This is a genomic window from Synechococcus sp. PROS-7-1, from assembly GCF_014279795.1.
GTDB lineage: Bacteria > Cyanobacteriota > Cyanobacteriia > PCC-6307 > Cyanobiaceae > Synechococcus_C.
The window spans coordinates 1,310,646-1,322,569 of sequence record NZ_CP047945.1 but is presented as its reverse complement, the minus strand read 5'-3'; the positions used below and the strand labels follow the sequence as shown (position 1 = coordinate 1,322,569).

At 57.1% G+C, this 11,924-nt stretch carries 8 protein-coding genes; 6 read left to right on the top strand and 2 right to left on the bottom strand.

Annotation, left to right across the window (positions count from 1 at the left end):
• Positions 1-68 precede the first annotated feature (68 nt).
• Positions 69-794 (top strand): M15 family metallopeptidase, encoded by a 726-nt coding sequence (locus SynPROS71_RS07220; RefSeq protein WP_186594170.1) that lies wholly within the window; start codon positions 69-71, stop codon positions 792-794.
• Here SynPROS71_RS07220 and SynPROS71_RS07215 read toward each other — a convergent pair.
• Entirely contained in the window at positions 791-2,551 is a 1,761-nt protein-coding gene (locus tag SynPROS71_RS07215) for an NADPH-dependent assimilatory sulfite reductase hemoprotein subunit (RefSeq protein WP_255442031.1), read from the bottom strand. The two genes, SynPROS71_RS07220 and SynPROS71_RS07215, sit on opposite strands and share 4 nt — an antisense overlap.
• Before the next feature lie 77 nt (positions 2,552-2,628).
• Between SynPROS71_RS07215 and glyS the strand changes: the two genes are divergently transcribed.
• A complete protein-coding gene (glyS, locus tag SynPROS71_RS07210; protein WP_186594169.1) occupies positions 2,629-4,788 on the top strand; it encodes a glycine--tRNA ligase subunit beta in 2,160 nt (719 codons plus the stop codon).
• 52 nt (positions 4,789-4,840) lie between these two features.
• Here glyS and chlP read toward each other — a convergent pair whose 3' ends face one another.
• Entirely contained in the window at positions 4,841-6,214 is a 1,374-nt protein-coding gene (gene chlP, locus SynPROS71_RS07205) for a geranylgeranyl reductase (protein WP_186594168.1), read from the bottom strand.
• 109 nt (positions 6,215-6,323) lie between these two features.
• Here chlP and SynPROS71_RS07200 point away from each other — a divergent pair, with 109 nt between their 5' ends.
• The 4 genes from SynPROS71_RS07200 to SynPROS71_RS07185 all read left to right on the top strand — a co-directional run bounded on the left by SynPROS71_RS07200 (position 6,324) and on the right by SynPROS71_RS07185 (position 11,881).
• A complete protein-coding gene (locus SynPROS71_RS07200; protein WP_186594167.1) occupies positions 6,324-7,076 on the top strand; it encodes a D-alanyl-D-alanine carboxypeptidase family protein in 753 nt (250 codons plus the stop codon).
• A 2-nt stretch (positions 7,077-7,078) separates the two neighbouring features.
• Entirely contained in the window at positions 7,079-9,637 is a 2,559-nt protein-coding gene (locus SynPROS71_RS07195; protein ID WP_186594166.1) for a U32 family peptidase, read from the top strand.
• Between the two features lie 64 nt (positions 9,638-9,701).
• Positions 9,702-11,510: a translational GTPase TypA gene (gene typA, locus SynPROS71_RS07190; RefSeq protein ID WP_186594165.1), complete on the top strand. Its 1,809-nt coding sequence runs from the start codon at positions 9,702-9,704 to the stop codon at positions 11,508-11,510.
• The gene (locus SynPROS71_RS07185; RefSeq protein WP_186594164.1) at positions 11,507-11,881 is read left to right on the top strand and encodes a DUF309 domain-containing protein; all 375 of its coding nucleotides are present in this window, start codon (positions 11,507-11,509) and stop codon (positions 11,879-11,881) included. The genes typA and SynPROS71_RS07185 overlap by 4 nt, the downstream gene beginning before the upstream one ends.
• Positions 11,882-11,924 lie beyond the last annotated feature (43 nt).

The window sequence follows — 11,924 nt, the reverse complement described above, 5'->3', positions numbered from 1 at the left end:
GCTAGGTCATGGAGCGACGCAAGGTCGGAGATCTGGTGAATAAAGTTCTTGTGATTTGAATGCCAACGATGCGCCGGCCCTGGAGTGATGTGGCCATCAAGGATTGCGGTGAACCGCTGGAGTCACTCAGACGGGCGTTTCTCTGTCTTGAACCCCATCCCTACGCAGAACTTGGGGCTCCTTACGGACCTTTGGGTGACCCCTTCAGGGTGCGCTCGGGCGTGTTGACCCGTCTCGTTCAAGTGCAAAACCATCTCACCCAGCATCAGGATCCCGAGTTAGGTCCGATTCAGTTGCTTGTGTTTGATGCCTGGCGTCCCGTCAGTGTTCAAGCCTTCATGGTGGAGCACGCAGTCAAGGAGGAATGTGAGCGGCGAGGACTTGAACCGACCATGCCTCACTGGGCATTGGCGCTGGAGGACGTGCAGCGCGATGTTGGGCGTTTCTGGGCACCACCAAGTGATGACCCTTCGATGCCACCCCCTCACAGCACGGGAGGAGCGATCGATCTAACGCTGGCCGATCCGCATGGAACATCCCTGATGATGGGGGGAGAGATTGATGCGATTGGCCCTCAGTCACTGCCAGATCACTATGCATCTGCTGCAAGTGCCAATCCCAGCAGTCCTGAAGCCCTCTGGCATCAGCGCCGATCAACGTTGCATGCAGCCATGGCCGAAGCCGGATTTGTCCGACATCCCAATGAATGGTGGCACTTCAGCTATGGCGATCAGCTGTGGGCTTGGACCATAAAGGCCTCAATGGCCAGGTATGGCCGCGTCGATGGCAACTAGTGCGCAGAAGCGAGCAGTTCGGCAACCCGTTCGTCACCCAATCGGCTCACGTGATCACCAAAGCCTCTTCGTCCACCCGCTTCCTTCCAGCTCACAAAGAGGGGTTCCAGAGTGTTCTCGAGCTCATCCAGCGACATGCGTTGCAAGAAGGGTTTCGCCAGACGTTGCAGGTTGGCACTTCCACCAAGCCACAACTGGTACTGATTCACACCACTGCCGACAAGCGCGAGCTCAGCCATATACGGACGAGCACAACCATTGGGACATCCGGTCATGCGAAACAGCAAGGACTTCTCGATTTCGAGCTTGCTGAGTTGGGCATCCAGACGCTCAAGGACCTGAGGAAGGATGCGTTCGGATTCTGTGATGGCAAGCCCGCAGGTTGGCAAAGCAGGGCAGGCAATGGCATGACGGGCAAGCGGTGGCGGTGCCTCCGGCGTATGGATCCCAAGATCCGAGAGGGCGTCACGCACGGAATTTCGCTGGGAGCTGCCGATGTTGCAAAGAAGCAGGTCCTGGTTGGGCGTTAAACGCAGTTCAAGCTGGTAGCGATCAACGATTTCGCGTAGCCCAGCCTTGAATGAACCTTCCAGCCGTCCGCAGAGCAGAGGAATACCGACAAACCAAACACCAGGTTGCTGTCGGTGCCAACCGAGGTAATCACTGAGTTTCGCTTTCGGTTCGTTGCGAAGACCCTTCAGATCACCACGGAAGTAGTTCTGCGTGAGCTCGTTCCTGAACCAGGACACGCCTTTGTCGTGGAGAAGATATTTCATCCGGGCGTGCCGCCGGATCTGCCGATCACCGTGATCCCGCTGCAGGGCCAGGATCGCCTGCACCAGATCAAGCACTTCGCTTGCTGCGACATAACCAAGGGGGTCAGCGACCCTCGCAAAGGTCTCATCCTTGTTGTGGGTGCGGCCCATGCCGCCTCCCACATAGACATTGCAGCCAATGAGGGCCCCTGTGGCATCGGTGAAAGCCACAAGACCGATGTCCTGGGTTAAGAGGTCAACAGAATTGTCTCCAGGGACCGTCACGGCCACCTTGAACTTTCTTGGGAGATAGGTGTCGCCATAGAGAGGCTCGTCGTTGCTACCAGAAAAAATGTTGGAATCGCGTTGACGTGACCGGACCGCCTTCACCGATCTCGAAGGTCGAATGCGATAACTGAGATCTCCATCGATCCACAAGTCGAGATAGGAGGCTTCACCAGCCTCGGGACTGAGAACGTCCGCAATTTCATCGGCCAATTGACGTGCCGCTGGGTAAGCGCCTCTGGCATAGGGCGCAGCAGGCGCCATGACGTTGCGGTTGATGTCTCCACAGGCCGCCAGGGTGGAGCCCATATTTTGAACGATGGTTCCAATCACTTCCTTCAAATCTCCTTTCGGGATGCCGTGCATCTGAAAGGCCTGTCGAGTCGTTGCTCGCAGGGTGCCATCGCCCAGGCGATTGGACAGGTCATCCATGGCTAGGAAGAGCTGGGCAGGGATCCGGCCAGCGGGGCTGCGCAGCCGCAGCATCATCTGCCAGGTCTTGTCTTTGCCTTTTTCGCGCTTGTCCCGGTCGTCTTGCTGGTAGCTGCCGTGAAATTTCAGCAACTGAAGAGCATCTTCACTGAAGTAGGGGAGTTCGTTAGAAAGCTCCTCGAGCAGGGGGTCGCGCAGATGACGACTGTCAAGCTTGCGTTGCTCAGCCTTCGGCAGCCTGGCAGTGATTGATTCCGTGGCGGATTCCACACTGGACTGACTCACCGGCAAAGAGCTGCAGATACCAATAGAAGCTAGCGAAGCGGCTTCCAATACAGTCGCCTCTTGGATATCTGCGTGCTGTGGCGAACACGTTCCTGCTTGAGATCGGCACTGAAGAACTTCCCGCCGATTTCGTTCCCTCGGCCCTCCGGCAATTGGAGCAGAGGATTCGCAGTGATCTCAACGATTTGCGCCTCGCGCACGGTGAGCTGTCAGTGACAGGAACGCCACGTCGGCTGCTTGTGGTCGTGAAGGACTTGATCGATTCGCAGCCTGATCTAGAGGAAGACCGCAAAGGTCCACCTGTCTCCCAGGCTTTGGTTGATGGCCGGCCTGGTCCTGCTGCCATTGGTTTTGCCAAGCGCTGCGGTGTCGATCCAGAGGATCTTCAGCCCAAGGACACGCCGAAAGGCCCCTGTTTATTCGCACGGGTCAAGACTCCAGGCCAAGCCAGTTCCGCTTTGCTCGGGGAATGTGTTCCCCGTTGGATCGGTGCTCTTCAGGGCCGTCGATTCATGCGCTGGGGCTGTGGAGAACAGCGCTTCAGTCGGCCGGTTCGTTGGCTTGTGGTCCTGCTGGGGGATGCCGTCATTCCTGTAACCCTTGATGCAGCCGATCCAGTGGTGACCAGCGGTCGCATGAGCCGTGGTCATCGTCTTCAACAACCGTTGAAGGAGGTGAAATCCGCCGAGGACCTCTTGACGCAACTCAGCGAAGCAGGGGTGATGGTGAACCGTGAACAACGGGCTGAATCCATCCGCGCTGCGATCGCGCTTGAGTCCGAGCGTTGTGGTGGACAAGCGGATTGTCCTGAAGCTCTGTTTCAGGAACTTGTTGATCTTGTTGAATCCCCTGCAGTGCTGCAGGGAAGAATCGAGGATCGCTTCCTTGAGCTTCCACCGGAAGTGATTGTCACGGTGATGCAGGCCCATCAGCGTTATGTGCCGCTGAGACACCCGCAGGCTGAGGCAGACCCCTTGCAGCTTCAGTCCCGCAACGTGCTTAAGCCGGAATTCCTGCTAGTGGGCAATGGGCTGGAGTCCGCTTCAGACACCATTGTCAGCGGGAATCAACGCGTACTTGGTGCCCGACTGGCCGATGCCGAATTCTTCCTCACCGTGGATCGGCGTCAGTCCAGTGAGCAACGGCGGCAAAGCCTGGAACGGGTCACCTTTGCGGAGGGACTGGGCACGCTTCTCGACAGAAGTGAACGGATCAGCTGGGTCATGAACCAACTTCTTCTCGTGCTTCAACTCGAGGGGAGCATTGCCAGTCATGCCAAACGCGCTGCCCATCTCTGCAAACATGATCTGGTCTGCCAGATGGTGGGTGAATTCCCTGAGCTTCAGGGGTTGATGGGCGGCAAATACCTTCTTGAGGAAGGAGAAGCCCGTGAAGTTGCTCTGGCAGTAGCAGAGCATTACCAGCCTGCTGGTTCCGGTGAAGCACCTCCAACCAGTGACGCAGGAGCCCTGTTGGCCTTAGCGGAACGGATCGAGTTGCTGTTGAGCATCTTTGCCAAGGGTCAGCGCCCTACGGGATCCTCTGATCCCTATGCCCTGAGGCGAGCAGGCAATGGAATTGTGCAGATCCTCTGGAACCGAGGCTGGAGACTTCCCCTCCAGTCACTGTTCAGAACCGCTGCAATGCACTGGGCTGAGCGTTTCCCAGATTTCAAGGTTGAAGCTTCAGCCCTGGCCGATGATCTTGAACAGCTCCTCTGTCAGCGGATGGTGTCCCAGTTCGAAGAGGATGGATTTGCGATCGATTTGGTTCAGGCAGTCAGCGGCGATGGAGTCAGTACTGACCGCTTGCTGGAGGATCCAGTGGATGCAAGAGATCGCCTGTTGCTGTTGAAAAATCTGCGCAATTCTGGCTGCCTGCAAAATCTTCAAGCTGTTGTCCAGCGTGCATCCCGATTAGCCGACAAAGGTGATCTGCCTCCGTCGACGCTGTCTGTTGAAGGCGTCGTGGATGCTGCGCTCTTTGATTCCGCCAGCGAAGCCGCACTGCTGGTAGAACTCGAAGCCCTGAGTCCTCTAGCCCAGGTAAGAGATTACGAAGGCTTGGCGCAAAAACTTGAGGGTGCCGCCCGCACCCTGGAAGAGTTCTTTGATGGGGCCGAGAGTGTGATGGTGATGGCCGACGATCCTTCCGTAAGGCGCAATCGCCTCAACTTGCTCGGCGTTCTGCGCAATCAGGCATCTGTTCTGGCTCGTTTCGAGAACATTCAGTCTTGAAATCGAAATCGTGCAGCTGAATCCGCTGATCGCAGATTCAGCTGGGTGGCATTCAGCCTGTGGTGACGGTCGGACGTTCGTTCGGCTCAGTCGTTGATTCACTGTGAGCCTGAGCCTTGATGGCCTGTGCGGCTTCATCGGCTAGAAAATCACCCTCTGAGCGTCCCACGGCGGAAGGAACGGCGTCATAGCCAGCCGGAGCTAGGGCTTCACCTCGCAGCAGACTTCCGAACGTGCGCAGGGTGAGTTTGATCTGTTGCCAGGGGTTCATCATCACCACCCTCTTGTACAGATAGCTGTCGAAGGTGAGTTTCTGCACATCGCGGTCATCACACATTTCCACGAATGCTTCTCGTGCCGCATCGTTGCGATAGAAAATTCTCTGGAGAATGTCGAGAACGGCGTAAGTGGCTCCGTACTTTTTGTCCCAGCGCTTGAGATAGGTGGACTTAATTTCTTTTTCTGTGGGGATGCGGCTGCCGTTCGCTGAAATCTCAACGATGGCTTCGGCGCACATACGACCGCTTTTTGCAGCGAAATAGATCCCCTCGCCAGAGCTCTTGGTCACATAGCCGGCGGCATCACCCACAAGAGCCATCCGGCCAACGACGCGTCGTGGTCTGGGATGTTCTGGAATCGGATGGGCTTCCACTTTGATCACCTCGCCTTTGAACAGACGTTTGCGGGCCCGCTCACGAATTCCCTTCTGCAGCCCCTTGATCAAGGACTGATTTTGTTGCATGGTCCCAGTTCCAACGGCCACATGGTCGTATTTGGGGAAGACCCACGCATAAAAATCGGGAGACACATCGGTTCCGACGTACATCTCGGCCAGATCCTCGTAGTACGTCATCTCCTCGGGAGGGAGTTTGATGCGTTCCTGAAATGCAATCGCCACGTTGTAATCGCCAGCATCCATGGCTTTGGCGACGCGAGAATTGGCGCCATCAGCACCGATGATCAAATCCACCTCAAGGGACTTGAGTTCACCGGTCGGCCCACCGGAGCTGTAGTCGGCGTAATGGAGTGTGTAGGGACCTTGACGTGCGCTGCCGGTATCAATTTTTTGAACAAGGCCGTTGATCAGGGTTGTACCGAGCTCAGCAGCGCGATTGCGCATGAAGGCATCGAAGACTTCCCGGCGGCACATCCCGATGTAGGCATTGTCGTCATACCCGAGGGGATCAAGCTTGATATCAACCTCTTTGTTGGAGGGGGAAATCATCTTCATGTTCCGCACCTTGCGGTCGATGATTGATTCCGGCAGATCGAATTCTTCAACCATGCACAAGGGAATCGCGCCCCCACAAGGCTTGGCGTTGTCGAGTTTTCGCTCAAACAACCAGGTGCTGATGCCAGCCTTGGCAAGAATCTCGGCTGCGCAGGATCCGCTCGGACCACCTCCGACGACGGCAACTCTCAGCATCTCAGCTCACTCCGCTGGATTGTTACTGAAAAGCTATCACCGCTGAGGGCTTAGTGAGGGTTGCACTGGCGCCCCCCCTTACGATCGAAACAACACTGCAAAAAACGTCGTGTCACGGGCTGTCGCCAGCCGCAGCAGATCCCGCGATGTCAACCGCGACGATATTCCGGTGGCGCGTCGTAGCCGATCGGCCAGTCCGAAGCGTCGCGGTGGTTTCGGTCTCCTGTTGGCCTGCGGACTGGTGTTCTCCGCATCCCTTGCCACGGTGCTGTTTGTTCCCGAGTGGCTGAATGGGACTCGTCCCTCTGCACCGATTGAGGGGATTGATGCCCGTCCCTCGGGCGACGGGCGTTTGCTTGGGCACTTTCCCTATCCGGAGGCCGGCGTTGATGTCCTTGTGCCAGTGGAGGCAGGGATTGAGTTGCATCGGGATGCGGCTCTGGCGCTCGATGCCATGCGTCGATCAGCTGCTGCGGATGGTGTGGATCTGCGTCTTCTCAGCGGCTATCGATCCCACAATCTCCAGAAAAGCATCTTTTTTGATGTGAAGTCGGAGCGCAATCAATCGGCAGCCGAACGGGCGAAGGTCTCTGCACCACCAGGCTATTCCGAACACAGCACTGGATTTGCCGTTGATCTCGGGGACGGTGAAGATCCCGCCACGAACCTCTCGCAATCCTTTGAAAACACGCGCGCCTTCCGTTGGTTGCAAGACCATGCAGCCAGTTACCACTTCACGCTTTCATTTCCGGTCGTTAACCCCCAGGGGGTGAGTTACGAGCCCTGGCATTGGCGTTTTGAAGGATCATCAGAGGCCCTACGTGCGTTTGAACCGGCCCGAAGGTTGGCTGCCGGTCGGTGACGATGGCCTTCCTACCGGAACTCCTTGCACCTGCTGGAGATTGGGATGCCCTCAAGGCTGCCGTCGCTGGAGGAGCTGACGCGGTGTATTTCGGGGTTGAGAGCTTCAATGCCCGACTGCGAGCTGAAAATTTCAACAGTCGTGATCTCCCCGAAATCATGGGCTGGTTGCATGCGCGTGGCGTCAAGGGGTTTCTCACCCTCAATGTTTTGGTTTTCACCGAAGAGCTCGAGCAGGTCTCCGAGCTGTTGGTGGAGTGCTGGATGGCCAAGGTCGATGCCTTGATTGTGCAGGACCTTGGTCTCTGCCTTCTCGCCAAAGAGCTTGTGCCTGGCCTGACCTTGCATGCTTCAACCCAGATGTCGGTCACCAGTGCCGCAGGTGTTGCTCAAGCCGCCGCCGCTGGTTGCGAGCGGGTTGTGATGGCGCGGGAACTCACGCTCAAAGACCTCCAACGTGTCCAGCAACAGCTCAAGAAGCGCCAGCTTGATGTGCCGCTCGAAGTTTTTGTTCATGGCGCGCTGTGTGTGGCTTACTCAGGCCAGTGCCTGACCAGCGAATCTCTTGGCCAGCGCAGTGCCAACAGGGGGGAATGCGCCCAAGCTTGTCGTCTCCCCTACCAATTCATCGTGGATGGTGAGGAGCGTGACCTTCAAGAACAACGTTATTTGCTCTCACCCCAGGATCTTGCTGCATGGTCCTTAATCCCTGAACTCGCGAGCATCGGCATCAGCAGCCTCAAAATTGAGGGAAGGCTGAAAAGTGCGACCTACGTTGCTGCAGTTACCGATGTCTATCGCCGCGCTCTTGACGGCATCCTTGAGGACCCCGATAGCGTTCGACGTCAGCTGGAGCTCGGTTTTTCACGGGGCCTGAGCACAGGTTGGCTTGAGGGCATTGATCATGCGGCTCTGGTGCATGGCCGCTGGAGCAAGAAACGGGGTCCGTCCCTCGGTCATCTTGTCAAGGTGCATCCCAACGGCTGGATCGAGGTTCAGGCAGAGATCGAGCCAATCCGCGGTCAGGGCGTCGTGCTTGAAGTTGCTGCCGCAGAGGGTGGGGCCTTTCAGGTTCCCCGAGAGGTTGGAGGCAGGATTATGGACGCTGTGTCTTCAAGACCAGGCTGCTGGCGTCTGAAGCTGGGGCCAGGCCGGGTTGATTCAAGGGGGCTCCGCACCGGAGCTCCCGTCTGGCTGACCAGTGATCCCCAGTGGCACTCCACCTGGAGCCGTCAAGCCGGTCGAGAAACCCCACCGAAGGACGCGGCGCTTTCCCTGGTCGTTCGCGGGCGAATCGGTGAGCCACTGGTGCTCGAACTGGAGGCACCGCACTGCTCAAAGGGCCAACCATTGGCGGTTCACAGTGACCGCTTGCTCGAGCCAGCCAAGGACCATGGTCTCAATCGTGAGCGTCTGATCGCTCAGCTTGGACGTCTTGGGGGAACAGGCTGGCGACTTGAACATCTCAGGATTGAACTCTCTGAGTCGCTGTTTCTGCCAGTTGGCGATCTCAACCGTCTGCGTCGAGCTTTGCTTCAGGTGATGGCGGAAGCGGGTGTTGTTCCGGGGAACCCTGGAACAACACACCATCAATGGCCTGCACCACCCAAGCGAGAGGAGCGACGCCAGCTGATCCGGAACTGCATGAACCGACTACCAACAGACACAGGCGATCAGTCCCCTCGTCTTACGGTGCTGGTGAGAAGTCTTGATCAGCTCAAGGGCCTGATGGAGCTCGGCGATGAAACGCCGATTCAGGGGGTCGTTGCCGACCTGGAGCAGCCCCGTGAGCTCAAGGAGGCCGTGTCTATAGCCCGGGGTTGCTGGAGTGATGGCATCTGGTTGACCGGCTCCAAGGTGACGCGTCCCGACGAGGGGTGGACATTGGACCCACTTGTGCGTGCCAACCCCGATGGCTTCCTTGTGCGCAATGCCGATCAGCTCGAACGACTCTGCGAGTTAGCCCCCTGCCGGGGCGATTTCAGCCTCAATGTGGCCAATCCTCTCAGCCTGCTTTGGTTCCTTGAGCGCTGGGGACTGCAACGGGTCACAGCGAGTTGTGACTTGAACCTCCAGCAGCTGCTGGATTTAGCCGAGAACTCACCCTCTGATCGGCTGGAGATCGTGCTGCACCAACACATGCCTCTCTTTCATATGGAGCATTGCCTGTTCTGCGCACTGCTCTCTGATGGGCACGACCACACGGATTGCGGTAGGCCCTGTGAGTCCCACACCGTTCTGCTCAAGGACCGCAGCGGTGTTGAGCACCCCTTGCGAGCAGACCTCGGATGTCGCAACACACTGTTCAACGGAACTGCTCAAACCGGGATCGAGGCCTTCCCAGCCATGCGTTCGCGCGGGTTAAGGCATTTCCGGTTGGATCTCCTCGATGAAGATGCAGAGGACGCCAAGCGGCGCGTGCTGCTTTACGGCGAGGCACTGCGTGGACGCATGCCCTCTGCCGAGGTGTGGTGCCGCGAACAGATTGAACATCGCCTCGGTGTCACCCGGGGCAGTCTTCGCGCAGATCATGCGCAGGGGACTCCATCGATCTCACGTTGAGATAGTCTTCACCGGCTGCGCCTGCGGGCGTCCCAGCGACCCTTCGCCCCCAACACGGACCCCCATGAGCGCCCAGCAAAAGGCGATTCGCAACATCGCGATCATCGCCCACGTTGACCATGGCAAGACGACCTTGGTCGACTCTCTGCTGGCCCAGTCGGGCATTTTCCGGGACAACGAGGCAGTTCCCACCTGCGTGATGGACTCAAACGATCTGGAGCGTGAACGCGGAATCACCATTCTCTCCAAGAACACAGCGGTCAACTACAACGACACGCGCATCAACATCGTTGATACCCCTGGCCACGCCGACTTCGGCGGCGAAGTGGAGCGGGTGCTTGGCATGGTGGACGGTTGTCTACTGATTGTTGATGCCAACGAGGGTCCCATGCCCCAGACCCGCTTTGTGCTGAAAAAGGCTCTCGAGCAGGGACTTCGCCCGATTGTTTTTGTCAACAAAATCGACCGAGCCCGTGTCGACCCCGAAACAGCGGTCGACAAAGTGTTGGATCTGTTCATCGAGTTGGGTGCTGACGACGATCAGTGCGACTTCCCTTATTTGTTCGGGAGTGGCTTGGGAGGTTTCGCTAAGCCGGACATGAAGACAGACAGCGAAAATATGCGGCCGCTGTTTGATGCCATCCTGCGCCATGTTCCGCCTCCGGTTGGCGACCCCGAAAAGCCTCTTCAGCTCCAGATCACAACACTTGATTATTCCGATTTTCTTGGTCGAATCATCATTGGCCGCGTACACAACGGCAGGATCAAGCAGGGGCAAAATGCTGCGCTGATCAAAGATGACGGAAGCGTCAAAAAAGGACGTATCAGCAAGCTTCTCGGTTTTGAAGGCTTGCAAAGGGTTGAAATCGAAACGGCTTCAGCAGGAGATCTCGTCGCTGTTGCAGGCTTTGATGACGTGAATATTGGCGAAACCATTGCTTGTCCAGACGAGCCTTTGGCCTTGCCTCTGATCAAGGTTGACGAACCAACGCTTCAGATGACCTTTGTGGTCAATGATTCACCCTTCGCTGGTCAGGAAGGCAAATTTGTGACCAGCCGCCAGGTGAGAGATCGCCTTCAGCGCGAGCTGCTAACCAACGTGGCTCTGCGTGTTGAAGACACCGATTCTCCGGATCGCTTCGCCGTTAGTGGCCGCGGTGAACTTCACCTGGGCATTTTGATTGAAACCATGCGCCGTGAGGGCTACGAATTCCAGGTGTCCCAACCACAGGTGATCTACCGCACGATTGACGGCACTCCCTGTGAACCGGTGGAAACACTGGTGATGGATGTGCCCGAGGAGTCAGTGGGCAGTTGCATTGAGAAGCTCGGTACGCGCAAGGGCGAGATGCAGAACATGGAGACTGGTCAGGACGGCAGAACCCAGCTGGAATTTGTAGTGCCATCTCGAGGCCTGATTGGTTTCCGGGGCGAATTCATCCGAGCGACTCGAGGCGAAGGGATCATGAGTCACTCGTTCTTTGAATATCGTCCGATGCTCGGCGATTTCGATACACGACGCAATGGCGTGCTGATTGCTTTCGAGGAAGGTACCGCAACCTTCTATGCCCTCAAGAACGCCGAAGACCGTGGTCAGTTCTTCATTTCCCCTGGTACCAAGGTGTACAAGGGCATGATTATTGGTGAGTACAATCGTCCTCAGGATCTGGAGATCAACGTCTGCAAGACCAAACAGCTCACCAACATGCGTTCAGCTGGTGCAGAAGAACTCGATACCCTTCAGTCTCCTGTTCAGATGACGCTCGAGCGTGCCCTTGAGTACATCGGTCCCGATGAAATGCTCGAAGTAACGCCAGAATCCATCCGTCTTCGCAAACTGCCCTCTAAGAAGGCGGCTAAGTCAAAACGTTGAACCTGTCTGAAGACGCTCGTTTCACGAGGGCTCTTGAGTTGTTCAACTCAGGGGCCTGGTATGAAGCCCATGATGCTTTTGAAGAGCTCTGGCATGAGCAGGTCGATCCCAACAGACGATTGCTCCAGGGCATCCTTCAAATCGCAGTTGCCCATGTTCACCTCGAGCGCGGAAACACGCGCGGGGCAACCATCCTTCTGGGCGAGGGGATTGGACGTATCAAGCCGTCACTGCCATCAGCCTTGGGGCTAGATCTCATGGCACTGCACGTGGTGGCTAGCTCTCGCCTTTATTCACTTCAAAACGATGGGAACCCGGACAACGATCCGCCCCCAACCCTCTCTTTCACGAATGATGCCGTGGGATCATGACCACCTGATGGTCAATCGCCGAGCACCAGTGTTCAAGTCGCGT

Excerpts from the sequence above, each read along its gene's own strand:
- chlP (WP_186594168.1), bottom strand. The coding sequence starts at position 6,214 with ATGCTGAGAGTTGCCGTCGTCGGAGGTGGTCCGAGCGGATCCTGCGCA.
- typA (WP_186594165.1), top strand. The coding sequence starts at position 9,702 with ATGAGCGCCCAGCAAAAGGCGATTCGCAACATCGCGATCATCGCCCAC.
- SynPROS71_RS07220 (WP_186594170.1), top strand. The coding sequence starts at position 69 with ATGCGCCGGCCCTGGAGTGATGTGGCCATCAAGGATTGCGGTGAACCG.
- SynPROS71_RS07195 (WP_186594166.1), top strand. The coding sequence starts at position 7,079 with ATGGCCTTCCTACCGGAACTCCTTGCACCTGCTGGAGATTGGGATGCC.